The sequence below is a fragment of the Micromonospora sp. NPDC049900 genome (assembly GCF_044461025.1).
Taxonomy (GTDB): domain Bacteria; phylum Actinomycetota; class Actinomycetes; order Mycobacteriales; family Micromonosporaceae; genus Micromonospora.
The window spans coordinates 103,153-128,199 of record NZ_JBITKM010000016.1; the positions used below are offsets into that span (position 1 = coordinate 103,153).

The 25,047-nt window shown below is 72.2% G+C and carries 14 protein-coding genes; 11 read left to right on the plus strand and 3 right to left on the minus strand.

Annotated elements, in window-relative coordinates; all coding sequences use genetic code 11:
• Positions 1–114 precede the first annotated feature (114 nt).
• A complete protein-coding gene (gene eccD / locus ACIBMZ_RS26195; protein ID WP_396698200.1) occupies positions 115–1,503 on the plus strand; it encodes a type VII secretion integral membrane protein EccD in 1,389 nt (462 codons plus the stop codon).
• Between the two features lie 3 nt (positions 1,504–1,506).
• Here eccD and ACIBMZ_RS26200 read toward each other — a convergent pair whose 3' ends face one another.
• Positions 1,507–2,253 (minus strand): SUKH-3 domain-containing protein, encoded by a 747-nt coding sequence (locus tag ACIBMZ_RS26200; RefSeq protein ID WP_396698202.1) that lies wholly within the window; start codon positions 2,251–2,253, stop codon positions 1,507–1,509.
• 144 nt (positions 2,254–2,397) lie between these two features.
• Between ACIBMZ_RS26200 and eccB the strand changes: the two genes are divergently transcribed.
• The 3 genes from eccB (at position 2,398) to ACIBMZ_RS26215 (ending at position 4,618) form a co-directional block, all read left to right on the plus strand.
• Complete coding sequence (gene eccB / locus ACIBMZ_RS26205; protein ID WP_396698204.1) at positions 2,398–3,825, plus strand: type VII secretion protein EccB; 1,428 nt, start codon at positions 2,398–2,400, stop codon at positions 3,823–3,825.
• A gap of 158 nt (positions 3,826–3,983) precedes the next feature.
• Positions 3,984–4,313 (plus strand): WXG100 family type VII secretion target, encoded by a 330-nt coding sequence (locus ACIBMZ_RS26210; protein ID WP_131057127.1) that lies wholly within the window; start codon positions 3,984–3,986, stop codon positions 4,311–4,313.
• A 14-nt stretch (positions 4,314–4,327) separates the two neighbouring features.
• On the plus strand, positions 4,328–4,618 hold the full coding sequence (locus ACIBMZ_RS26215) for a WXG100 family type VII secretion target (protein ID WP_396698206.1): 291 nt from the start codon (positions 4,328–4,330) through the stop codon (positions 4,616–4,618).
• An 87-nt stretch (positions 4,619–4,705) separates the two neighbouring features.
• On the opposite strand, the gene mycP is transcribed toward ACIBMZ_RS26215, so the two are convergent.
• Complete coding sequence (gene mycP / locus ACIBMZ_RS26220; RefSeq protein WP_396698208.1) at positions 4,706–6,004, minus strand: type VII secretion-associated serine protease mycosin; 1,299 nt, start codon at positions 6,002–6,004, stop codon at positions 4,706–4,708.
• A gap of 188 nt (positions 6,005–6,192) precedes the next feature.
• Here mycP and ACIBMZ_RS26225 point away from each other — a divergent pair, with 188 nt between their 5' ends.
• Genes ACIBMZ_RS26225 through ACIBMZ_RS26250 form a run of 6 tightly spaced genes read left to right on the plus strand, consistent with a single transcriptional unit; the run spans position 6,193 to position 23,471 of the window.
• Positions 6,193–6,585: a YbaB/EbfC family nucleoid-associated protein gene (locus ACIBMZ_RS26225; RefSeq protein ID WP_350699159.1), complete on the plus strand. Its 393-nt coding sequence runs from the start codon at positions 6,193–6,195 to the stop codon at positions 6,583–6,585.
• Positions 6,582–6,923: a hypothetical protein gene (locus ACIBMZ_RS26230; protein ID WP_396698210.1), complete on the plus strand. Its 342-nt coding sequence runs from the start codon at positions 6,582–6,584 to the stop codon at positions 6,921–6,923. The genes ACIBMZ_RS26225 and ACIBMZ_RS26230 overlap by 4 nt, the downstream gene beginning before the upstream one ends.
• A 45-nt stretch (positions 6,924–6,968) precedes the next feature.
• Entirely contained in the window at positions 6,969–21,314 is a 14,346-nt protein-coding gene (locus tag ACIBMZ_RS26235) for a toxin glutamine deamidase domain-containing protein (RefSeq protein ID WP_396698212.1), read from the plus strand.
• Between the two features lie 32 nt (positions 21,315–21,346).
• Entirely contained in the window at positions 21,347–22,189 is an 843-nt protein-coding gene (locus ACIBMZ_RS26240) for a DUF6406 domain-containing protein (RefSeq protein ID WP_396698214.1), read from the plus strand.
• Entirely contained in the window at positions 22,186–22,821 is a 636-nt protein-coding gene (locus ACIBMZ_RS26245; protein ID WP_396698216.1) for a hypothetical protein, read from the plus strand. The genes ACIBMZ_RS26240 and ACIBMZ_RS26245 overlap by 4 nt, the downstream gene beginning before the upstream one ends.
• 20 nt (positions 22,822–22,841) lie before the next feature.
• Complete coding sequence (locus ACIBMZ_RS26250; protein ID WP_396698218.1) at positions 22,842–23,471, plus strand: hypothetical protein; 630 nt, start codon at positions 22,842–22,844, stop codon at positions 23,469–23,471.
• Between the two features lie 34 nt (positions 23,472–23,505).
• Here the strand turns inward: ACIBMZ_RS26250 and ACIBMZ_RS26255 are convergent, their stop codons facing one another.
• A complete protein-coding gene (locus tag ACIBMZ_RS26255; protein ID WP_396698220.1) occupies positions 23,506–24,045 on the minus strand; it encodes a hypothetical protein in 540 nt (179 codons plus the stop codon).
• Between the two features lie 66 nt (positions 24,046–24,111).
• Between ACIBMZ_RS26255 and ACIBMZ_RS26260 the strand changes: the two genes are divergently transcribed.
• A complete protein-coding gene (locus ACIBMZ_RS26260; protein WP_396698222.1) occupies positions 24,112–24,363 on the plus strand; it encodes an SCO4848 family membrane protein in 252 nt (83 codons plus the stop codon).
• Positions 24,364–25,047 lie beyond the last annotated feature (684 nt).

Genomic DNA, 25,047 nt, shown 5'->3' on the forward strand with positions numbered 1-25,047 from the left:
CGCTCGGCGGTCGCGGAGAACCGGCACCCGCGCCACCGGCACATGGTAGGTAGCCTTCTCCCGTCAGGACAGCCGCGGGCCCATCGGCCCGCTCCTCGTACCGAGGGGTCGTCAGTGGTCACCCAGGCCGGAACCGGACTCGCGCGCATCGCCGTCGTCGCCCCGCACCGACGGCTGGACCTCGCGCTGCCCGAGCATCTGCCGCTCGTCGGGCTGATGCCCGCGGTACTGCGGCAGGCCGACGAGGAACCGTCGGACGGCACCGGCCACGGCGGGTGGATGCTCCGGCGCAGCGACGGCAGCGCCGTCGACCTGACCCGGACGCTCGCCGCCCAGAGCATCCGCGACGGCGAGACGCTGCACCTGGTGCCGCGCCGCACCGAGTGGCCGGAACTGGCGTACGACGACCTGATGGAGGCCGTCGCCGACGGTGCCCGACGTCGCGGCGTCGCCTGGACCCCGTTCGCGACCCGACTGACCGGCCTGATCGTGGCGGGCGTACTGCTTCTGCTCGGCCTGGTCGTGATCGTCACCTCCACCGAACCCGGCTGGCTCGGTGGCGCGGTCGCGCTCGGCACGGCCGTGGTGCTGCTGGCCGGCGGGATCGTGCTGTCCCGGGCGATGGCCGACTCCCTGGCCGGAGCGGTCGTCGCCGCGGCCGGGTTGCCCTACGCCTTCGTCGGCGGTGTGCTGGTGATCGGCTCCGGCGAGTCGGTCTGGGCGCTGGGCGCGCCACACGTGCTGCTCGGCTCCGCCGTGCTGCTGCTCTCCGGCCTGCTCGGTCTGCTCGGCGTCGGCGACGCGACCCGGGTCTTCGTCGCCGCCGTCTTCGTCGGATTCTGGGGCATGGTCGGCGGGCTGCTCGCCTTCGGCTCGATGGACGCCGCCCAGGGCACCGCCGTCGTGGTCAGCGCGGTGGCCCTCCTACTGCCGGCGATGCCACTGCTGTCCGTACGGCTCGGCAAGATGCCGATGCCGGCACTGCCGCGTACCGCCGAGGACCTGCTGCGCGACGAGCCGCAGCCCAAACGGGAAATCGTCTACCAGGCCACCGCCCGCGCCGACGAGGTGCTCACCGGCATGATCTTCGGTGCCTTCGTCATCACCGTCAGTTGCCTGATCGTGCTCACCGCCACCGGCGCCGTCGCCGCCATGCTGCTGGCCGGAGTGATCTCACTCGGTTACCTGCTGCGGGCCCGGCTGGTGACGACGGTCCGGCACCGGGTGCCGATGCTCGCCGCCGGTCTGGCCGGTCTGGGCCTGCTGCCGCTGGTCGGTGCAGCCGACGCGTCGACCGCCGCCCGGGTGCTGGCGGTGCTGCCGGTGGCCCTGGTCGCCGCCGGGCTCGCCGCCGCCGCCGGGCTCGCCTACAGCCGACGCCCCCCGTCGCCCCGGCTGGCCCGCCTCGGCGACGTGTGCGACATCCTGCTCCAACTCGCCATCGTGCCGGTGGCGTGCAGCGTGCTGGGCCTGTACGCCTTCATGCGCGCCATCAACGGCTGACCCTCACTTCGGCCAGTCGAGGTCGCTGGCCTCGGTCATCGGGCCGCCTCGGATGAGTTTGACGATGGCGGTGTCGATGTCGGGTCCGACGAAGAAGTCGTCGGCCCAGTGGAGCATGAAGACGCGTCCCTGTGCGTCCACGACGAGTTCGGAGGGTCCGTCCTCGTTGTTCCCGATCGGATAGACCGGATTGTCGAACTCCTCGATGAACTCGCGGGCGCCCACGGTGGTGACACCACCCCGGGTCGGGTGGATGTAACTGGTGAAACCTCCGCCGAGCCGACCGCTGCGACCGAACTGAGGAAGCTGGAGGCCGCCGAATTCGACCATCGCGGCGCGGGCGGCGGGGAAACACTCCAGCCCGGTGAGTTCGTCGGCGAAGCGTCGCATCCAGTGGTCCACCGACGCGCTCAGGTCGCGGCCCGGGAACCACCCCGCCTGCTCCAGCACGGCCCGCACGTCCGGCGGGAACCGCCCCTCGGCCCCTCGGCGCTGCGCGTACCGTTCGGCGACCACCTGCCAGGGCAGCGAGGGCCACTGGGACACCTCGCCGGTCTCCCGGTCCACGACGGCGCGCGGGTAGCCCGTGGACGGCGGCGGTGTGGGTGGCCCGTCGGTCGTGGACGCCACCGGTTCGACCAGACACGCCACGTAGCCCAGATCGAACTCGAAGAGGGTCACGTCGAGTACCGGCTGGTGCCCGCCGGCCCACTGGCGTGCGATGGCCAGGGCCTGCTCGCGACTGATCATCGAACGACTCCTCGGACTGCCGAGTTCGGTTTCGCCGGGCGGGGCCGGGTGCGGGCATCGGCTGCCCCGGCACCCTGCATATGGTAGGCACCGCGCGGCGCGGCCCACGTGACCGTGTCGGTGTACGCCAGGGGGAGGGGTGCCATGCCGTCGCGGCGGGACCAGGTCCAGTCGTACCAGTTCTTCGTGCAACGGATGACCTCCGCGCTGGTGGCGCGCGAGCCCGACCCGGAGTCCGCGCCGTTCCGTCGGCTCGGTGGTGCCGGTTTCGCCAGCGTGATGGTGGCGGTGCTGTTCCTGGGGGCGGTCGGCGTCTACGGCCTGCTTCGCCCCGGCGGTGCCACGAAGTGGAAGGAGGGCGGCGCGGTCATCCTGGAGAAGGAAACCGGCACCCGCTACCTGTACCGGGAGGGTCGTCTGCACCCGGTGCTCAACTACGCCTCCGCCCTGCTGGCCATGGAGTCCGCGGCACCGACCGTGTCGGTCTCCCGCAACTCGTTGGTCGGCACGCCCCGTGGTCCCCGTATCGGCATCCCGTTCGCCCCGGACGCGCTGCCGGCCGCCAACCGGATCCTGGACGGACCGTGGACGCTGTGCACGCAACCCGCCCGCAACCCGGCCGGCGGGATCGTCGCCACCACCGTGCTCACCGTGGGCCGGGCACCCGAGGGCGGGCGCGAGCCCGGCGACGAGGGGCTGCTGGTACGCGACCGCAAGACCGAGCGCCTGCACCTGGTCTGGCGTGACCACCGGTACGAGATCCGCAACGAGAAGATCGTGCTGGAGGGGCTCACCCTGGGTGGTGAACCGGTGGTGGAGGTCGGCGGCGCCTGGCTGAACGCGTTGCCCGCCGGAGAGCCGATCGCGCCCCGCCGGGTCGCCGACCGGGGTGCGGCCTCGTCCGCCTTGTCGAACGCCCGGGTCGGCCAGGTCTTCGTGGTGGAGAGCCAGAACGCCACGCGTCAGCACTACCTGGCCGAGCGGAACCGCCTCGTGCCGCTGACCCCGGTGCAGGCGGACGTGGTGCTGGCCGACCCGGAGACCCGCGCGGCGTACCCGGACTCCTCGGAGCCCCGGGCACTCGAACTCGCCGCCGGCACCGCCGCCGCCGCGCCGAAGGGTGAGGCGCCGGCCCAGGGGCGGCACCGCGCCCCCGAGCAGCGGCCCGTCATCGCCCGACTGACCGGTGACCAACCGGCCGTCTGCGCCGCGTACCAGCCGGACCAGGACGAGCCGACGGTGCTGCTCGACGCCCAGGTGCAACCGGTACGCGAGCCGGTGCGGACGGGGGAGCAGACCGGTGACGGAGTCCCACTGGCCGACCGGGTGGTGATCGCACCCGGCTTCGGCGTCCTGGTCGACGCCGTGCCCTCGCCGGACCAGCGGACCGGCACCCTCAACCTCGTCACCGACATCGGCTACCGCTACCCGCTGGCATCCGAGGGGGTGGCGGCGATGCTCGGCTACTCCGGCGTGCAGCCGGTGCGCCTGCCGGCGAGCCTGGTGGTCCGGCTGCCCGCCGGCCCCGCCCTGGACCCGGCGACCGCCAAGCGCGCACTCGACCCGGAGTGACCCGACCAGCCACAATGGAAGGGTGGGCCGGGCTTCCGGTCTAGCGTCGACTGGACACGACCCGTTACCGTTCGTACGACGATGGTGCGTGAGCGCCGACTGACAGGCCGCCCCCGGTGACGCGGGGCGATCGAACGAGGACGGGGGTGACTTCCGCCATGTCGATGAATACCGACACCGGCTTGATGCTGAAGACCGAGGGTGACGTCGATGCCGTCGCCGACCGGCTCACCGGCAACCTCAACTCGCTGATGGACCAGCTCGCTCCGCTGTACGACCAGTGGAAGGGGGCTGGCGCGGGTTCCTTCCACCAGGTCCGTGAGCGGTTCGACCAGGACATGGCCCGGCTCAACGTCGCGCTTCGCGCGATCGCCGAGGCCGTGGGATCGGCCGGTAAGGACTACGACGTCAGCGACGAGGAGATCCGGTCGGACATGGAAGGCGCGGGAGCGACCGCCGGCCAGATCACCGCGGCACTGAAGCTCTGACGGGGAGACAAGTCATGACGGAGATTCGGTACAACTTCGCCGGTCTGAACGCGGCGGCGGACAGTTGCGGTGGTGCGGTCCGGAACATGACCAGCGAGCTGGACGGGCTCAAGTCCAGCATCGCCCCGCTGCTCGCCACCTGGGACGGCGATGCCCGCGAGGCGTACTTCCAGCGGCAGGGCGAGTGGGAGTCGGCCGCCAACGACCTGCGTGACCTGCTCACCCGGATCGAGCGCGCGCTGCGCGAGTCGGCGGGCAAGATGCAGGCCCGCGAGGCGGCGAACCGGCAGAAGTTCGGCGGCTGACCCCGCCACCGAGAGACACCTCGACGGCCCGGCTCTGTGCCGGGCCGTCGGCGTCTCACCGTAGCCCTGGGAACACCGCCGTGCTGGTCAGCCGCGTGTCGTCGACGTCGGCACCCGGAAGAACGCCTCCTCGGGCTCGTCGATCTCGGGGGTCGGGGCGGGTGGGGCGGACGGCCGGGCGGGCTGCCACCTGGTGCGTCGCCCGCGCGGTAGCAACGTCGCCAACACCGCCACACCGACCGCGAGCACCGCCAGCGGCAGGCCGACCCAGAGCGCCCACCGGCCGAAGGCCGCCCACCGCTCGGCACGGGCCGCCGCTGCGGCGTCGTACGGCACGTCGGGCAGCGGTTGCTGAGGGACCGGTGACGCGGTGGTCAGCCGCTCGGTGACGGCGCGGTACGGATTGACCACCCCACTGCCGTAGCCGGCTTCGGCGTCACCCCGCGCCGGATCGGCGGTGGCCAGGATCCGCCGGGTGACCTCCTTGGCCGACAGGTTCGGCTCGGCCGCACGGATCAGCGCGGCGGTGGCGCTCACCATCGGAGCGGCGAAGCTGGTGCCGTCCCAGACGCTGTGCCCGAACACGCGGGTGGCGGCCACCACCGCCCCGCCCGGCGCGACGACGTCCACGTACGGTCCGATCTGGGACTGCCTGATCCGGGCCCCGTTCTGGTCGACGGCGCCCACGCCGATCACCCCGTCGAATTCGGCCGGGTACGGCACCGGGTCGGGACGGGCGCCGTCCTGATGCTGGTTGCCGGCGGCGGCCACCAGTACGACGTCCCGATCCACCGCGTACTTGACGGCCTGTTCGACGTCCTTGTCGTAGTAGTAGAGCGTCACCGACATGTTGACGACCTTGGCACCCTCGTCGACCGCCCGCCGGATCGCCTCGGCGAAGACCGCGCCGGTGACGGTCTCACCGCCGGTGCCCGGCTGCTCGTTGGCGTTGCGCTCGCTGACCCGGATCGGCACGATCGTGGCGTCCGGAGCCAGGCCGTAGAACCCGACCCCCTCCATCCGACCGGCCGCGATGATGCTGGCCACGGCGGTGCCGTGGGACACACAGTCCACATTGCCGCCCGGTGCGCCGCGCAACGCGTCGAATCCGGTGGCCACCCGCCCGGTCATCTGGGGATGGGTGCTGTCCGTGCCGGAGTCGATCACCGCGACCTTCACCCGCGCACCGGTGCTGAACGGCCAGACCCGCTGTGGCGCCAACCACCGTTGGTGCCACGGGGTCTCGATGTTCATCTCTCCCGGATCGCTCGGATTCTGGCAAATCGTCGGATCAGCCCGGGCCGGGGTGGGGACAGGCGCGGTCACCATCGTGGCCAGGACGGCTCCCACGAGGGCAAACGCCGCTATCGGACGGTCACGGAACATTGCCTGCCCACCTCCCCGTCGACGGGTGCCGGTGCATCCTAACGACGCTCGGCCGCAGACCGACCACCCCGATGTCGCGCCCATTCAGTATGGTCGAGTCGCCACGCCCGAGGCGCGGGTGAGACGTGGACGTGCGCCGGCAGGGACGGGCGCGGGACGGACCGGACGGGCGCGGGGAGGGACACGCCATGGACGTACAGGCGCTACGCGCGCGGGCCGACGAACTGATGGCTCAGTTCGAGCGGATGCGTTCCGGTGTGGGCGATCTCCAGCAGAAGATCAAGGCGGTGAAGGCCACGGTCACCTCCGACGACGGCCTGGTCACCGTGACCGCCGGGCCCCGTGGGCAGGTGACGAAGGTCGAGTTCGACCCGCGCATCTACCGCCGGCCGGATTCCAAGGAGCTCTCCGCCACCGTCACCGAGACGATTCGCCGGGCGAGTGAGAAGGCCATGGCCGAGGTCGAGCAGCTTCTCCAGCCGTACGTGCCGGACAGCCAGTTCCAGGCATACATCGACCACGATCTCGACGGGATCTTCCGACAGTTGGACAGCGACCTGCCCGGGGAGGAGAAGCGGTGAGCGAGCTGCGCGAGACCTTCGTCAAGCCCGACGCGGCTCTGGACGGTGCCAACCAACTGGGCTCTGCCGGTGCCCTGCTGGCCATGCGCTTCCGGAGTGCCGCCGCGACGATCGAGACCCTCAACGGCGGTCGGCCCTGGGGCGACGACGAGCCGGGCAACGAGTTCAACAAGAACTACCTCGGCGGCGACGACCAGCCGGCACAGAAGGTCCTCGACATGGGCCACGGTCTGGTGCCGGTGGTGGAGCTGCTGGGCCCGACCGTCAAGGGTGCGGTCGAGGGCACCGTCGACGTCGACGACATGACCCGCGTGCTGTTCGGCGGCGAGGAGAAGTAGCCGGCGACCGTACACCGGTCGACATCGGACGGAGGGGCGCACGGGGTGGCGGTACCCAATCCCAGGAACTCGCTGGGCGAGTACGCGTGGGTCTGGGACGCCATCTGCTGGGTCAGCGCGGGCGAGGCGTGGCCCAGCGGCGACGAAGACAAGATGCGGGAGCTCGCCGACGGCTGGCAGGTGATGGCGGACGCGATCACCGAGGCGTTGGGCGAGGCCGACCCGGCGGTCATGAAGATCCTGCAAGCATGGGGCGGCGGTGCCGGCGAGGCGTTCGGCGGGCTGTGGAACCAGATCGCCGTCGACCCGAACACCGGCCTGCCGCTGATGCAGGAGGTCGCCGCCGCGTACGCCGCCGGCTGCGACCAGGCCGCTCTGGAGATCGAGTACGCCAAGCTGACCGTGCTCATCGCGGTCTTCATCACCGTCATCGCGGTCTTCGTCGCGCTGTTGATGGCATGGCTGGGTGGCGTGTCGGCCGGCGCGATCCCGGGCATCCTGGCGGCCGGACGGCAGGCCGTGACGGTCGCCTTCCGCCGGTTGATGGCGCAGATGGGTCGGCAACTGCTCACCCGCGCCGGCATGCAGACGGCGCTGCGCACGGCCGGCACCCGCCTCGGGCAGATCGTCAGCAGCCAGGGCTTCCGGCAGGGGATGACCCGGCTCGGCCTGGAACTGGTCGAGGAGATCGGCGAAGAGCTGATCATTGATGTGGGTGCCCAGGCATACCAGATGCACACCGGCGAGCGGCGGCAGTGGGACGGCAACCGGACGCTGACCGCCGGGGTGGGCGGCGCGTTCGGCGGTGTGCTCGGCACCGGTATGAGCTTCGCGGGCCGGCGGCTGGCACCCCGGATGCCCTTCTCGTTCAGCCCCTCCGGTCTCACCTTCCCGGGCAGCGGGGTGGTTCGCTGGGGCAGCAGGAGTTTCGCCTCCGGCATGCAGAACGCGGTCGTGTCCCCTGCGGCCAGCGTGCTCGCCAACGGCACGGTCAACGGCCAGTGGGCCATGCCCGGCGCGGAGGCGTTCCTCGGCGGGTTCACCAGCGGCGCCGGCCGCACCGGGTTGACCATGATCGGCAGCAGCATGGGCAACGTGGGTGCGAACGTCACCAACTGGGGCCTCGGCCGAACAGGTGCGGATTTCAACCCGGGCGCCGGCCTTCCGGCGGGTGGGATCGACCCGGCGCTGAACGTCGGCAACGCCAACGGTCTCGGCAACGTCGGCGGCGTCAACGTCGGCGCGGGCACCGGCTCTGCCGGAGCCGGTGCCACGGGTGGCGTCAACGGTGGTGCCGCCACCAACGGAGCGTCGGGAAGCAGCACCGGCAACACCAGTGCCGATTCCGGCGCGACGGTCACCGGTGGCGCCGATGGTGCGCTGAACGTCCCCGGCGACGGGAACATCGACACCACTCCCGTAGACACCGTGCCGGACAATGGCTCAGGCTCGATCAGCCTCGCGCCGCCGACCGTCGAAACGGTGGTCACCTCGCCGGCCGACACCTCGGCGGTCCCGTCGGCCGACGCGGCTACGACGGGTGCTCCGACCACGACGGACAGCGTGACCGGAACTCCGGCCGGTGTCGTCGTCGAGGGTGCGGCCACGGCGCCTGCCGGCGACACCGCCGCGACAAGCCCACCCACCAGCGACACCACTACGCAGCGTGTCCCAGACGGGCAGGCCGCCCCGACCCCCGACTCGGTCGGTGCCGACCGGCTCGGCAGTGGCTCCACCGATCAGGCCAGCGGTGGACCGGTGACGGTTCCGGGGCCGGAAGCGGGTACCACCACACCCGGAGACAGCACGGCGGGACCCGCCCGCAGCGTGACCGAGACACCCACCACTGGCGGCCTCGCCGACACCAGGTCTGTCGACGTTCGCGCCGATCCCACCGTTGCGGACACGCCACCAGCCGTACTTCCCGGAACCTCGGTCACCGCGCCGCCGGCCGCTCAGACGCCGGGCACCGTCGCTGCGACGGTCCCGCCCGCCGCGAACTCGGCTCCACCGGCCGGATCAACGGTGTCCACCGGTCCTCAGGTGGTGGCAGGCCCCAACGCCGTACCGTCGGCCAACACCGCACCGCCGACCACCGCCGGCCCGCCGGCGACCGGCACGAACACTGCGGCGACCACCACTCAACCCGGCACCACCAACCCCACCGCGCAGCCGGCGGCGAACCGTACGCCTCCGATCGGGCCGACCGTCAATCCGGCCGCCGCGAACTCGGCGGGATCGGTCGCGCTCTCCCCGTCCACCGGCCCGACCTCGACCAACCCCACCCAGCCCGGTGCCGGCCCCCCGCAGAGCGCCCCCAACCAGCAGGCCACTCCGGCCCAGGGCGTACCGGCTCGGCAGGACACCACGAGCCGCCCGGACAACCGACCTGTGCCGGGCCGGACGGACGTGGGCGTGCCGACCGCGCCCACGGTGCCGGCCCAGACGGCGGGCAGCGACCCGGCAGCCACCACCGTCGACACCACCGGACCGACCGCTCCCGACACCACAGGCGACCCTGCCCTGGGGCGGACCGACCAGGTCTCGCAGACCGACGGGCCGGTCGTGGTCCCGGTGCCGGCCAGCACCGGAAGCACCGTCAACAGCGGGCCGGTCGGGCCGGGGACGGACACCGGGCAGGTGAACCCGGACACCATCCGGCGGTCGAACTCACCGACCGGCCGCGGTACGCACAGTTGGGAGACTGACCCGACGACCGTGGCCGGTGATCCCACCGGCCCGGATGCGGAGCGTTCGCTGATCGAGGCGGCACGGACGCTGGCCGAGACCGTCCGTGCGGCGGTCAAGGCCAGCACGATCTCGAAGGCCAAGCAACCCGGCACGGCCGGGGCGTTGCTCATGCCCAATGGCGAGATCACCACGCATACCAGCATGACGGCGAACAAGGGCACCACGCCGGCCACGCAACCGAGCGTGCATCGGCTCGCGCAAGCCGCTCTGGGCCGGACGGCGGCTGCCCTGGCCGACGGTGTCGGCGGCGGACACGGCAAGTGCGCGGAGGTTGCCCTGATCTCCGACCAGCTCTACCGACTCGAACAACAGTGGGAGGCTTTAGGTAAGCCCGGAACCTTCGATCAGTGGGCCCTGGATGCGCTCCGAGGGGCACGGATCGTCACGCATCAGGTAAAACCCGCACACTCCGACGGCGTTACCTATGAGCTGGGACATTACCGACCGCCGTGTCGATCATGCGCACACTTCCTGCCGCAATTCGGCGTAGAGCCCATCACGGACCCGGACCGGGACGTCGGCACCTATCAGCCCACCGTGCCCGGCGTTGTCGGCAACGGTCCGCCGTTGAGCGACAACCGCCCCTACGGTCGGCCTGACGGCCTGATCCCGCCCGACCCAGCCGATCAGCAGTCACTCGAGGCGGCGGTGCCGCGCGATGCGACGACCGGGCAACCCGTGGTACACCCGGATCCGCGTGGCCCCTGGGCTGGGCGGGTCAACGACGGTGGACCCACCGTCCCAGGGCGCGACAACAACTGCGCAGATGTCGGGCTCTCGGTCCTGTCGACCTGGTTTGGACGACCGGAGGTGGCTGCGCCGACGGTGCCGTCTACGCAGGTCGAGGCGGGCAGTACGACGCGTCAGGAGCAGGCACTTCGGTCCCGCTTCGCCCACCAGGGCAACGGCACCAACGCCCTGGACTCGGTCGCCGACGCGCTTCGTGCGGCAGGTCCAGGCTCGGCGGTGTTGATTGTCAACACCTGGTCCGACCAGCCGGGCGGGCACACCTGGAACGCGGTCAACCATGACGGCACGATTGTGTGGCTCGACGGCCAGAACCAACTGATCTCCGACACCGACCCGTTGCACGGCGTACGGGTGGGTGACGTCTGGGCCATCGTCCTGGACGCCGAGGGCGACCCGGTCCGTCCGGCGCAGGCCGACGGCGTCACGAGCGCGTTCCTGCCGCCGGATTCGACCGCGTCGGACGACGGGCCGAGGATCGAGCAGAGCACTGATCCGGCGTCGCTGGTCGACCTGCGGTTCGCTGATCCGAACGCCGCGATCTGGCCCGACATGCAGGGTTGGCCGATGCCGGACACCCGGCAGTACGGGCCGGAGCAGTTGGCGCCGCTGGAGGATCCGCGCTATCAGGACGACGTCGCGGACAGCCTGCGGACCCCCGACGGGTACGCGGTGTTCGCCGACCCGGCCACGCACCCGTACGGGCGGCTGATCAACGACGGTGGACCGGACCAGCCGGGGCGGAGCAACAACTGCGTCGACTCCACGCTCGCCGCGCTGGCCAGCTTCTACGGTGATCCACAGGTGTCCCATCCGCGCTGGCCGGATCGGCTCGACGACGGCTCGATCGAGACCGAGTTGGGCGAGCTGGCGGGCGTCGACCGGATCGCGAGTTGGATCGGTGGCGACTGGGTCGGTGACGGTGCCAACGACGCGATGCCCGGTACCCCCGCCGAGCGGGCCGAGGCGATGGCCGACCGGTACGCGGAGCTGTACCAGAGCGTCCGCGACGCGGGGCCGGGCGCGGCGGCGGTGGTCGTGGTGGACTGGGTGCAGTTCGACGAGAACGCCGCTCCGCTGCTCGACGCGGACGGCCACACCCAGCCGGCAGCCCAGCATGCCTTCCTGCTGGTGCACCCGGACGGCGCGGACGGGCCGGTGTGGTGGGACCCGCTGTTCGCCAGCACCACCACCGGCCCGCTCCCGGGCGACTATGTTGGACTGACGCACAACCTGTGGTCGATGGAGGTGCATCCCGGCTATGCCGATGAGCAGGGAGGAAGTCCAGCAGTTGATGACTCGGCTGCTCGGGACGGACAACCCGGTGGCGGTCTTCCCGTTCGAGTTCGGCTGGGCAGCCCAGGAGACGCTCTCCCCGCAGCAGCGGTCCCAGGGTCGACAGATGGGCCAGGGGGTCTTCATCATCGACCGGACGGGAGTGGTGACCGCGCATCCCAGCCTGCCGCCACCGTTGGTCGTGAAGCGGTACACGACGGCCCGCCGGGAGGGCCGGATCACCGGCCGCCAGGTCTGGCCGACGGAAGACCCGACGGCCTGACCGACGTCGGTCCCGCGCCGTCGTTGCCGCAGAGCCGGCGGTACGGACCGAACGAGCTGGCACCCCTGGAGGACCCGCGATACCAGGACGACCTGGCCGCGAGCCTGGCCACGCCGGAGGGGTACGCGGTCTTCGCCGACCCGTCCACGCACCCGTACGGCCGGTTGGTCAACGACGGCGGGCCGGCGCAGCCGGGCCGGGCCAACAACTGTCTCGACGCGTCCCTGGCGGCCCTGGCCAGCTTCCACGGCGACCCGCAGGTGTCGATGCCCCGCTGGGCGGACCGCGCCGACGACGGCGCGATCGACCTGGTCTCCGGTGAGCGGGGCGGCCTGCAGCGCGCCGAGGCGTGGATCGGCGGGGAGTGGATCGGTGGGCAGGACAACCTGCCCACCGACCTGGCGGCCCGTACCGAGGCGGTCGCCGACCAGTACGCCGATCTCTACCGGCAGGTGGCGGAGGCCGGGCCCGGAGCGTCGGCGCTGGTGGTGGCCGACTGGCTGTACGTCGACTCCGCCGGGCAGCCCGTCCTGGACGCCAGCGGCCAGTTGGACATCGACGGTGCCCACGCGTTCGTGATCGTCTTCCCGGTCGATGCCGATGCACCGGTGTGGTGGGATCCGCAGAGCGGGACGACGTCGGCGGACATACCGGCCGCGGACATCCGGGAAACCCATGCCCTCTGGGCGATGATGATGCCTGACGGAGAGGGGCGAGTTGACCGAGGACGAGGCACTGACACTGATCAGCCGTCTCCTGGCGACCCGGAATCCGATCGTGCTCCGGGAGTTCGAGTACGGCTGGCTGGCCCGGGAGAGGCTCTCGGAGCAGGACCGGGCCTCGGGGACGCACGTGGGCCAGGGGAGCTACATCATCGACCGCTCGGGAGTGATCACCGTTCATCCCAGCCTGCCGCCCCGGCGGGTCATGCAGGAGTACGCCCGGGCGCGACGCGAGGGACGGACCAAGGGCCGGCAGGTGTGGCCCGAGGTGGAACCGACAGCCTGACCGGAGCGGCCGACCGGACCGAGGTCGGCGACGCCCGGGCGAACGGCGACCGCCCCGGCACGGTGATCACCGCCAGTGCGCTGCCCGGCACCGACTTCCACGGCCAGGGTCGGGCGGAACCCGACCCGGATGCGGTCCTGGACCGGGCTCGTGCGGCGGCCGGGCAGGTGGCCACCCACGCCGGGGTCTCCGAGGTACTCGCTCGCCCGGACGGCACCTACCAGGTGACCCGGGCCGACGGCAGCACGTTCACGCTCCGTCTGACCAGTGGACCGGTGGCGGACGGTGCGGTGGCGACCGGCCGCTTCGGCAACGACGGCGTCGCCGTGGTGACGGTTTCCGACCAGTCCGTCGACCGGGTGGTCGAGCGGGCGCTGGCGCACGAGGTGGCCGAGTTGGCGGCCCTCGGGCGGCCGGTGGATCCGGGGGCACCGACGGTCGCCCCGCTCTCGCCCGCCGATCTCGCCGAGTTGCGGACCGCCGCACACCAGGTCGCCGTCGCCGACCGCTGGTCGCTGGGCGCGGCCCGACGCGAACTGGCCGCGGTGGTCGACCGGCTGGGCCTGCGGGACGGCATGCTCGGCGCGGAGCAGCGCCTCGCCGGAGTGCCGGATGCGACACGGACCTCCCTGACCGAGGTGTACCCGGACTGGTACACCGACCGCCGGGGCAGGGCGCTGGACCGCCTGCTCGCCGCGCCGACCAGTGATCCCCGTCCGACCGGTCTGCCCCGGCTGCGTACCTATGTGATCACCCACTTCGCCACCAACTCGCTGCTCGCCGCGTTGGCCGTGAAGCTGACCGTGGACGCCGGTCGACCGGAGCTGGCGTTGATGCTCGGTGTCGGCGGGGCGATCGGCGCGGTCGCCACCGGCCCGGCGAAATGGCTGGCGAAGCGGGTCGGTCTGGCAGCCGAGGACCGCCGGGCCCGGTACGACGCACGTCAGGACGCCCGCTCCGCCGCCGACTCCGACGTCAGCACGGGCCGCGAGGTCGCCGGCCGGGCCGACGACGTGGGTCCCCCGACCCGGGCGGCCGACTCGGCGACGGCTGGCCTGGAGAGCCAGGTCGAGGCGCTCGGACAGCGGCTCGACGCCGGGGAGCGCCGCCGTCGACTGATCGGCCGGCCGCGCCGCTTCGCCCCGCCGGACCCCGTCCCGTCGGCGGGCACCGCCCCGGCACCTACCACCAACCGGCCCGGCGGCCCGGCCGCGACGGCGGCGTCTCCCGACCCGGTCGGCCTCACCCCGCACGAACAGGGGCGGCTCGCCGAGTTGCGGGCTCTCGCCGCGCAACGTGACGCCGCGTCGACGTTCGCCCGTCCCCGGGTGACCCGCGAGATCCGGGCCCTGCTCGACGCACTCGGTCTGCGGCAGAACACGCCTGGCGTCGCCCAGCGCCGGGAGCTGTTGCCGGACGACCTCCGGTCGATGGCGGACCGCTTCGGCGGTACCCGGACGACGACGGTGCGGCACCGGCTGGCGGCGGTCGTGGACGGGCGACCGGCCGAAGGGGACCGGCCCGGCAAGGTGGCGCCCTGGTGGATGGGCACCGTGGAGAACACGCCGAGCGTATTCGCCGCGGGCAGCATCGCCGTCGTCGGTGACCTGATCGGTCAGCTCCGGCTGGGTTGGTTCGCGATCACCGCCGGTCTGACCGCCATGGCCAGCGGGGCTGTGGTCGACCCGATCATGGCCCGCCGGGAGGCGGCGGCCAAGGACGCCCGCGACACCTGGGACACGGAGCATCCGGCGATGCCGGCCGACGTCCAGCTCAGCCAGCTCACCGAGGCCGTGACCGGCCCGGTCGACCTGGTGACCGACCGGGTCGCCGACGTCTTCCGCCGCGCCGTCGACCTGGAACAGCGGGTGGCCGACCTGAATCGGCGGCTGGCCGAGTCACGCCGCCGCACGGGAGCCGCCGACTCGTTCCGGCGGCTGCTCTTCGGCGACCCGGCATGGGCGGGGCTCACCGCCCCCGACGTCACGTCGCCGGCCCGACCCGGCCGCGACCCGGCGGGTGAGGTGTCGACCACCGCTGACCCGTCGACCGGCACCCGCGATCCCGGCGACGCGGCGGTACTCAGGCAGCTCGCCGAGCTTGCCGCCCGGCACGACGCCGCCAGCGGTCCGACCCGGATCCGGCACGCCCGTCACCTGCGGGCGTTGCTCAACCAGCTCGGCCTGCGCGACGGCACTCCCGGGGCGGAGCAGCGACGTGAGCACCTGCCGGCCGAGCTGCGCGAGGTCGCGGAGCGCCACGGCCGTCGGCTGCTGGCCGACCGGATGGCACGGATCTTCGTCGGTCGGCCGGCCGACGCCACGGACAGCGACGCCCGGCCGAGCAACGTGCCGAACGCCGCTGTGTACGCGGTGGAACAGACACCCGGGCCGTTGGTGCAGGCTGCCACCACCGTCGGTCTGGCGGGCGTCGTCCAGGTCGCGGCCGGTGCGGGACCGTTGAACATGGCGGCCGGTGGCGTCCTCGGCCCGGTACGCGACCTGGCGCTGAAAAGGATGGAGACCAGCGTCAAGGACGCCCGCCGCAAGTGGGACCTGGATCATCCGAACCCGGCGGCGGACTCGTCGGCACGGGTGGACCGGCTCGCCGCACCGACCGAGGTCGTCGTCACCGACGCGGCCCGCCGGCTCCGGGTGGCGGTGGCGAACCTCGACCGGGTCACGTCGGCGGTCGACCGGCTGGCGGCGCGCCGTTCGGAGACCGGACCACCGGCACCGGCCCCGTCGACCTCCCGCGACGGCGACACCGCCACGACCGAGGGTCGGGATGTCCTCAGCCGGGCCGACTCGTGGGAACTACAGGTCGCCCAGAGCCACGTACGCAACGCCGACAAGATGTCCCTCAAGCCCGCCCTGCGCGAGCTGTACGCGGTCATCGACCGACTCGGTCTGCGCGAGGGCATGTTCGGCCGGGCGGAGCGGCTGGCCCAGTTGCCACCCGAGGCGCGCCAGGTGGTCGTCGACTACGGCGGCGACCGGGCCAGCCGGTCGGTCCGGCTCCGGACGCTGCGCGCCGAGCAGCGGGGCGTCGACCGTCCGCCGGGCGTGCCGAGCCTCAAGGCGTACCTGGGTGCCAGCGTCGCCACGACCGGCCTGGCCGCCGTGGGAGGTACCGCGATCGCGGTCGCCCTGTCGAGTCCGCTCGCCCCGATCATCCCGGTCGCCGCGCTCGCCGCCGTCCCGGTGATCGGCGCCGCCAAGTGGTATGCGAAACGTGCCAGCCTCGCGGCCGACGACGTCCGGACCCGGTTCGACGCCCGGAGCGACGCCCGGTCGGCGGCCGACCGGGTGGACCAGGTCGTCGACCGGTTGCAGGAACCGGTGCGGGAACTCGAACAGGCGACCGCCGACCTGGAGGCCCGGCTCGACGCGGCCGAGTCGGCGGCCGACCGGCTCACCGAGCGCCTGGCCGGGGCAAAGCAGCGCAACGGCGTGCTCGGGCGTCTCTTCGGTGCCTTCCCGCGCTCCACCGACCCGACCACGCCGGACCCGACCGCCGACCCGAACCCCCCGGACCGGACTGCCGGTCGGCCGGACGGGGGAACCGACCCGGACTCAGGCCGGATCACCGCGGCCCCCGTACCGAACTCCGGGTTCCACGGACTGGGCCGTCCGACCGCCGACCCGGCGGCCGTACTCGACCTGGCGCGGGCCGCCCTGCCACAGATCGCGCCGTACGCGCAGGTGGACGCCGTGGTGCAGGTCGGTCCGGACCTGTTCGAGATCCGTGCGGCCGGGCAGTACCCGCTGACGGTGCGCCTCACCACCGGCCCGATGACCGACGGCGTGGTCGCCCAGTCGACCCGCGAGCCCGACGGGACCTTCACCGTCACCGTGTCCGACCGGGCCGTCGACCAGGTCGTGGCGCGGGCGCTCGCGCACGAGGTGGCCGAGTTGGTGGCCCTGCACGAGACCGGGCAGGCGCTCGTCGGGCCACTGGACCCGGGCAACGTGGACGGCCGGATCGACCCGGCCGGGCTCAGCGCCCACGACCGCGGCCGGATGGCCGAGATCCGGCTGCTCGCCGCCGCGTACGCCGACGCCGACCCGGCCGGCCGGGTCGCGCTGCGTACCGAGATCGACGCCCTCGCCGCCCACCTCGGCCTACGGGTGGGCGACCCGGACGTCCGGGACCGGTGGGCGCTGCTCCCCGGTGACGTGCTCGCCCACCTGGTGCAGCTCAGCCTGCCCGCCCTCACTCCGGACACGGTGTCGGCGGTGCTGGCGGGCGCGCCGACCCTCAACGAGGTCGAGCGGGTCCGGATGTTCGACTACCGGGCGCAACTGGCACCGGACTTCCAGGTGCCGCAGCAGGCGGACCTGGAGGCACGGCTGCGGGAACTCGCCGTGGAGGCCGAGCGGACCCAGAGCGGGCTGCCCCGCATGCCGTCCTTCGCGGGACAGATCCTCGGCCTGCGCCCCGGACAGATCGCACGGATCCGGGCCGTCGATCCCGACCTCGCCGACCGGCTCGCCCGCGACGGCGTCTACGTCGACACGGCGGGCCGTTACGACCTGCGCCCGTACATGGTGGACGGCGGTCCGGAGATCGACCTCGGCGCTGCCCGGCCGGTGTTCGACCTGGCCACCGAGTCCGGTCGGCGGGCCCAACTGCACGAGGACCGGCAACGCGCCCACACCGCCCTGCGGGCGCTGCGCGGCGACCAGGCCGCCGCCCTGCTCGCCGACCACGAGTTCCACTACCACGGTACGGCCCGGTGGATGGGGCTGGTGCCCGACGTCCTGACCGAGGCGCTGCGCGCCATCACCCCCGTGCCACGGGACGGCGTCGTCGCCGCCGAGACCATCCCGACCCAGGAGCCGACCGGGGACCTCTCGGTCACCGCGGACCGGGTGACGCTCCCGCTCGACAAGGTCGGCGGCGGACCGGTCTACGGCTCGCCGCGCGATGCCCGCACCGGCCAACCGGCGCCACTGTTCGACGGTCCGCCGAAACGGGAGGACGTGCAGCAGGGCGGGCTCGGTGACTGCGGGATGATCGCCGTGATCGGCGCGGTCGCCGGTCACCTGCCGGACACCGTCGCGCGGATGTTCCAGCCGAACCCGGACGGCTCGGTGAACGTGCTGCTGCACGAGACCGACGGGCCGGGCGACACGGTCACCCCCACCGGACGCACGCTACGGGTCACCGTCCTCCCGGACGTGCCCGTGCACGCGTCCGCCGACGGACGCAGTGCGTACGCCGACCAGTCGACGGTCGGCACGTCCTGGGCCTCCTTGCTGGAGAAGGCGATCGCGGCGGTCGACCGCACCTGGACCGCACAGCGCCACGACCAGTGGCAGCGACGGTGGAGCGCCCGGCCCGGCGTCGATGCCGCCCAGGCCGCGCCCCTCGGCTACGCCCGGCTGGGCAGCGGCAGTGACCGCTCTGTGCAGGCGGAACTGCTCAGCCAGCTCACCGGACTGCCGACCACGGTGGACCGGCTCGACCCGACACCGGGACGGGAGGCCGACGCCGAAACCCGACTGGCCGACCTGCTTGCCGCCGGCAGTCCGGTGATCACCGGAACGTGCCCCGCCAAGAGTTACGAGTCGTACGAGCACGGCAGGCCGCCCCACGGGCTCTACGCCGGGCATGCGTACGAGGTCGTGTCGGTGACCGACGGCGAGGTACGGCTGCGCAACCCGTGGAACGACAGTCACCCCGCGCCGATGCCGATGCGCGACTTCCTCGACCTGATGAGCCCCACCTACGCGCACGTCGAACTGGCCCGCAGCACGGTCACGGCGCTGCCGGACTCCGGATTCCACGGTCACGGCCGACCGGATGCCGACCCCACGGCGGTCCTGGACCGGGCCCGGCTGGTGCTGCCCACCCTCGCCGAATCGATCGGCGCGACCCAGGTCGTCGCCGTCGGACCGGACGTCTTCGAGGTGCGGGCCGACGGCCTGGATCCCCTGCGGGTCCGGGTCAGGACCGACGCGCTGCCCACGGACACGGTGGCCCAGACGATCCGCAACCTGGACGGCACCTTCACCCTGACCGTCTCCGACCGGGCCGCCGACAGCGCGGTCGACCGTGCGCTGGCGCACGAGACCGCCGAGCTGGTGGCCCGGCACGAGACCGGCGACGCCCAGGTCGGCCTCTTCGCCCAGGACACCGTCGACGGACCGATCGACCCGGCCGGGCTCACCGCCGCCGACCGGGGACGGCTGGCCGAACTGCGCCTGATGGCCGCCTGGTACGCGCAGGCCGAACCCGCCGCCCGGGTGGCCCTCCGCGCCGAGATCGACGCGCTGGTCGAGCATCTGGGCCTGCGGTGGGGTACGCCGGACGCAGGCGCACGCCTGGCGGTCCTCTCCCGTGATGTCTGGCACCACGTGATGACGCTGAGCACACCGACGGTCACACCGGAGACGGTGGCGGACGCTCTCGCGTACCGTCCCGACCAGGCCGAGGTGGACCGGTTCCGGGCGATCGACTATCGGGGCCGACTCGCGCCGGACCTGCGCCCTCCGACGGCGGACGAACTGGCCACCAAGCGGCGCGAGTTGGCTGTGCACGGGGAACAGAGCCAGTCCTCACTGCCCCGGATGCCCGCCCTGGCCGGACAGATCATCAGCCTGCCGCCGAGCCTGCTGGCGCAGATCCGCCAGGTCGATCCCCGGTTGGCCGACCGGGTCGCCGCCGAACGCGTCTACGTCGACCTGACCGGCCGTTTCGACCTGCGCCCGTACACCCTCGACGGCGCACCGGAGTTCACCCTCGGCGCATCGGCACCCGCGTACGACCTGGACACCCCGGTGGGCCGTCAGGCCCTGCTGGCCGAGGACCGGATCCGCGCCGACGCCGCGTTCCGGGCCACCTACGGGACGAATCGCGCCGCGATGGCCGTACTCACCACCCACTCGTTCCACTACCAGACCGACGCGCGACGGATGGCGCTGGTGCCGAACGCGCTGACCGAGGCGTTGCGGTCGATGATGCCGCCCGAACCGGTGGTCGAGATCGAAACCACGCCGACCGTGACCACCGGCGAGGTCACCGTGGTCGCCGACCGGATCGCCCTGCCCGACCCTGCTCCCCGACGCCCCGTCGAGTACGGGCGACCGATGGATGCCCGGCCCGGGCGACCGGCACCGGTCTTCGACGGTCCACCTCGCCGTGACCAGGTACGACAGGGCATGCTCGGTGACTGCGGAATGCTTGCCAGCATCGCTGCCGTCGCCGGTCACCGGCCGGACGCGCTGGCACAGCTCTTCCAGACGAATGCCGACGGCACCGTCGACGTGCTGCTGCACGAGAGCACCCTGCTCGGTGGGACGATGGCCCCCACGGGGCGCCGACTGCGCATCACGGTGACCCCCGACGTACCTCTGCGATCCGTCGCCGCCGGATCGACGGCCTACGCCGACCAGTCCATCAACGGATCGTCCTGGGCCTCTCTGATCGAGAAGGCCCTGGCGGCCGTCGACCGGACCTGGAGCGCGGAGCAACGCCAGCAGTGGCAGTCGAGCTGGCTGCTCTGGCACAGCCCGAACGACCCGCACCAGGCGGCGCCGACCGGCTATGCGCGACTGAACGTCGGAAGCACCCCGCAGATGCAGGCGCAACTGTTGACCCAGCTCACGGGTGCTCCCAGTCGCTCGTCGACGTTCGACGCCCGGCCAGGACAGGAGGCTGCGGTCGCGGCGCGACTCGGCGAACTGCTGGCCTCCGGCAGCCCGGTCATCACCGGCACGTTGCCGAAGCGGGACTACCCGGCGGAGGTCCGTCATCAGCTCCCGTTCGGCCTGGTCCCCGGCCACGCGTACGAAGTGGTTGCGGTCGCCGATGGTCGCGTGTCGCTACGAAATCCGTGGGACTTCGATCATCCGGCGGCGATGCCGATCCGAGACTTCCTGCAACTGATGAGTGCTTCCTACGCCCACCTGGACATCGCGCCCGCAGTCACGGCCAGGCCAGCCGGAGCAGCCTCCGGCCCGCTCGTCACCGATGCCGCCCCGGCGTGGCTAGACACGCCTGGTCCCGCACCGAAGGTGCCTGCTCAGGGGGAGTCGGATCGCTCGCACCGTCATTCGCTCGGTCGCACCTTCCTCGAAGAGCACCCGACGACGGTCGGCTACTTCGCCCTGCTCGGCGCCGACGGTACGGTGAATGGTCTGCTCGTGGTCGTCTCCTCCGGGCACGGGCAACGTACGGCCCACTGGAGCGCCGACGGTCGACAACCCGGCGTAGGTGGATCGATGCCTGTCAGTCGGGAGGCGGCCGAACAGATCGCGCAGGAGGTGCTCGGCTTCAGGCTCCCTGAGGAGTCCGTGCTGCACGACATGGTGAACGGCTGACGATGCCGACGACAGGACAGGGAGAACGGCCGTTGCGCTCCTTCACGGAGATCACCTCCATTCCGAACAACGTCCCGGTCGACATCGGGCACGCCCGCCTGGGGGTGCGGTGGGTCGACGTGGGGCCGCCGGTGCGCGCCGAGATGGTCGTCATGCCGCACTGGGCAGAGGAGTCCACGCATCACGAGGTGCGGCTGGGCGAGACGTTCCCGGTGGGCGACGAGACCTGGCGGTTCGCCGACCTGGACATGGCGAGCGAGGACCAGTGGGAGGTCACGGTCCGCCGGGTGGACGCGAACGAGGTGATGGACCCACCGTCCGGACGCCTCTGGAAACCCGCTCGGCTGCGGTCCTACGGCCAGCTCGACGAGGCCCAGCTCCAGTCGGTCGAATCCGCCCTCGGCCTCCGCCTCCCGCCGGACTACCGCGAATGGCTGCGCCGGAACAACGGCGCACAGCCCGAAGTTCCGCACCACCTCCCCGGCGTGCCGTTCGCCCTGACGCCGGAACGCCCGCTGTTCGGAGTACACCCCGATTACCCGCTCTTCGATCTGGTGCAGGCCCAACGCCGACACCGCGACCCGTGGCTGTCGCCGGCCTGGCTGGTGATCGCGAACCCCTCCGGGGGGCTGCTGGTCGTCTCGACGCAGTCGGGTGACTCGATCGTGTACTTCGTTCACGAGATGGACCTCGTCGGTCCACCCGGCCCGCCCGCCTCCGCTGCTCGGGAGCGGAAGCTGCGCGGAGTGGCCAGATCCGTGGGCTACCTGCTCGGCCGACTCACCCCCGTGGAGGTCGACCATCTCCCGCCGGTGCAGATGGTGCCGCCCGGCACCTTCACCGACCCCCGCAACCACGAGGACGGGCAGCCATGAGTACGCCGACCCCAGAGGCCCTGCTGCTGCCGCTCGGGCAGTACTTCGGCACCTTCTACCCCAAGGTCGGCGACTCCGAGCGCTATCAGCGGGTCCGGCTCGGCCCGGACGTCTGGGACCTGGACGACCAGCGCTTCGCGCTGTGGGCGCTGGCACACAGCACCGCCGACCGCCAGGAGGAGGAGCCCTGGTCGCTCGCCTCGGTCCGGCAGGCAGCGGCCGTACACGTCCCCGGTGTGGACGTCGAACCGCTGCTCGACGGACTACTCACCGAGGGTCTGCTCGCCGAGGTGACGCCCGACACCTCGGCGGCTGCCGACTTCGCCCAGCGGCACCGGCTCGGCTCACGCATGGTCGGGCTGGGCAACAGCGCCGACGAACCCTGGTTGTGGTCGATCGGATTCTTCGAGCGGCCGATCGTGAAGGTCACCCATACCGTCTACAACCTCTGGGAGAGCGGGCGCTCCGGCGAGAGCCTCTGGGACGTGTGCGAGTCGCTGGCCGCCGACGAACGCGACAGCGGGGGCACCGAGCCGGAGTTGACCGAGCCGGAACTGCTGCTCACCGCGCTGCTCCGGGCCCTGCACCCGTTGTTGCTGGCCAGCGTGGTCTACCTGGAGCCGCAGTCGTGACCGAGACGAGGACGCCGCCGATGACCCAGCCGATGATCCTGCCGGTCGGCCGCTACACCGGCGAGTTTCATCCGGAGACGGGTGCGCCGGTCGCCTACTACTCGCTGGGCATCGGTCGTCTCGTGGTGACGATGGAGGACCCGCGGGCGTTCGCCGTCTGGGCTGCCGCGCACCCACCGACCGACGCGCCGGCCCGCCCGTGGACCAGGAGCGCCCTCGTGGAGTCCGCCACCGCCGTCGGCGTCACCGATCCGGAGCGGATCGTCGAGGGATTCCTGGAGGACGGGCTGCTGGTCGAGGTGGACCTCGACGATCCCGACCTGGAGGGATTCGCGCGCGCCCACCGGGTGCTGCCACTGATGGTCTCGCTCGGCAACAGTCCGGACGACCCGCTGAACTACGGCATCGGCCTGTTCGGCATGGAGCCGGTCCTCCGGGTGTCGACCCTCGTGCACGACGTCTGGCAGTGGAGCAGCGTCGGCGACAGCCTGTGGGAGGTCTGCGAGGTGTTCGCCGAGGCCGGCGCCCGGGTCGACTTCGTCGACGAGCGGGAACACGATGCTCGCCACGTGTTGCGGGAGTTCCTCGCGGCCCTGCCCATGCTGCTGGCCACCAACGCCGCCTGCCTGGACGAGGCCCGCGGCCTCTGACCGGTCGTCGCCGCGGGAGACCGGCAGGTCCGACTCAGCCGAGCTGCGCCAGCATCCCGGCGTACGTCTCGCGCACCGCTCGTAGCCGGTCCCGGCGGAACCGACCGGGCTCACGCCGGTGCAGGTGACGCCCCCGGTCGCTAGCGAAGGTCTCCGGGGGTACCGCGTCCCGGTCCGCCGGGATGAACTTGCCGACCTCGTCGAGGGCGGCGACGGCCCGGGTCAGCGCGGCCCGGGCCGGTGGCCCGGAGTCACCGTCCGCGTTCGCCGACACCTGCCCGGCGTACGCGTCGGCGACGAGCAGCCATTCGCCCGGATCGAGTAGTTCGGAGGGCTCGTCGCCGCCGTAGCGGAACCCGGTGCCCGGCGTGCCGAGTCCCGGCGGCAGCCGGAAGACGAACTCCCGTTCCCGGCCGCAGCCGGCGCAGGCGCCGGTGTACCGGCTCGCCAGTTCGCCGTCGGCCAACGCGACGACCGCGCTCTGACGAGGGAACCGGGCGTCCCCGCAGGAGCAGGGGCGCAGATCCATGTAGAGGTGTGCCTCCGCGTTGGTTCGGCTCAGCGGCGGGGTCATCGACCCACCGTACCGATCGGCCGATCCGGGCACTGTCCCCGCCGCCCGCTGGCATACTCGCCGACCATGGTGGTGTCGCGTGGCTGGGCCGTGTTCCTCGTCGGTGTGGGCGTGTGGACCTGGGTGATCTGGCCGAGGTTCGCGGTGGCCATCTGGAACGACGAGCGGTCGTGGTCCAGCGGCACGGTCGGTGACTGGCCGGCGACCGGCTTCCTCTGGGTGCACGCGCTGCTGATCGGGGCGTCGTTGGCGATCGGCACCACAGTCGGCCTGCTCGGCGTACGCGCCTGGCGGGCGTCCCGACGCGGTACCCGCTGAGCTGGGAACACAGTCGCCCACGAGCGCGCCCGCCAGGGCGAGCTGCGGCCCGGTTCCTCTGTGCCGCCGCGTGTGGACCTGGTCCAACGGACCACTTCGGACCGGAGAGGCGTTCGCGGGCACCCGAGTGTGACGGGGACCGCTTCCCCCGGATTTGACGATCAAACCGGTGGGCGCGTAACTTTCTCTCTGCCGCTGCGGAACGGGCAAACGGGGCGAAAGCCACGAGGTGCGGGCCAGGCGGTGTCGAGTTCACGAGGAGCGATCCTCAATGGACGCGGCGCGGGCGGGGCTCGACGAAAACGCCGAGGGGCGGATTTGGCGGAGCGGAACCGACCGGGTAAGGTTTACGACCGGCAGGGAACCGGGCGAGCTAGCGGGAAACCGCAGCGGCCGGCCTGCCAAATCCGACGATCGAGCGAGGCGGTCACCGCTGCGCTGGATCACGGATGCCGAACCGCCAGAAGCGTGACGTACCGGGACACACCGGTTGACACGGGCCAGACGGTGAGGTAACGTAGTAAAAGTGCTCGCCGCGAGGTGAGTGTGGTTCGGCCCCGGAGGGGTGCCTGCTGGTCGGGTGTTCTGATGGTGTGTGGTTGTTCTTTGAGAACTCAACAGGGTGCTTGATAAGCCAGTGCCAAATTGTTTTATGATGCCCCGTGCCAACTTTTGGGTTGGTGG

Excerpts from the sequence above, each read along its gene's own strand:
- ACIBMZ_RS26200 (WP_396698202.1), bottom strand. The coding sequence starts at position 2,253 with ATGATCAGTCGCGAGCAGGCCCTGGCCATCGCACGCCAGTGGGCCGGC.
- eccB (WP_396698204.1), top strand. The coding sequence starts at position 2,398 with ATGCCGTCGCGGCGGGACCAGGTCCAGTCGTACCAGTTCTTCGTGCAA.
- ACIBMZ_RS26210 (WP_131057127.1), top strand. The coding sequence starts at position 3,984 with ATGTCGATGAATACCGACACCGGCTTGATGCTGAAGACCGAGGGTGAC.
- ACIBMZ_RS26215 (WP_396698206.1), top strand. The coding sequence starts at position 4,328 with ATGACGGAGATTCGGTACAACTTCGCCGGTCTGAACGCGGCGGCGGAC.
- mycP (WP_396698208.1), bottom strand. The coding sequence starts at position 6,004 with ATGTTCCGTGACCGTCCGATAGCGGCGTTTGCCCTCGTGGGAGCCGTC.
- ACIBMZ_RS26225 (WP_350699159.1), top strand. The coding sequence starts at position 6,193 with ATGGACGTACAGGCGCTACGCGCGCGGGCCGACGAACTGATGGCTCAG.
- ACIBMZ_RS26245 (WP_396698216.1), top strand. The coding sequence starts at position 22,186 with ATGAGTACGCCGACCCCAGAGGCCCTGCTGCTGCCGCTCGGGCAGTAC.
- ACIBMZ_RS26250 (WP_396698218.1), top strand. The coding sequence starts at position 22,842 with ATGACCCAGCCGATGATCCTGCCGGTCGGCCGCTACACCGGCGAGTTT.
- ACIBMZ_RS26255 (WP_396698220.1), bottom strand. The coding sequence starts at position 24,045 with ATGACCCCGCCGCTGAGCCGAACCAACGCGGAGGCACACCTCTACATG.
- ACIBMZ_RS26260 (WP_396698222.1), top strand. The coding sequence starts at position 24,112 with ATGGTGGTGTCGCGTGGCTGGGCCGTGTTCCTCGTCGGTGTGGGCGTG.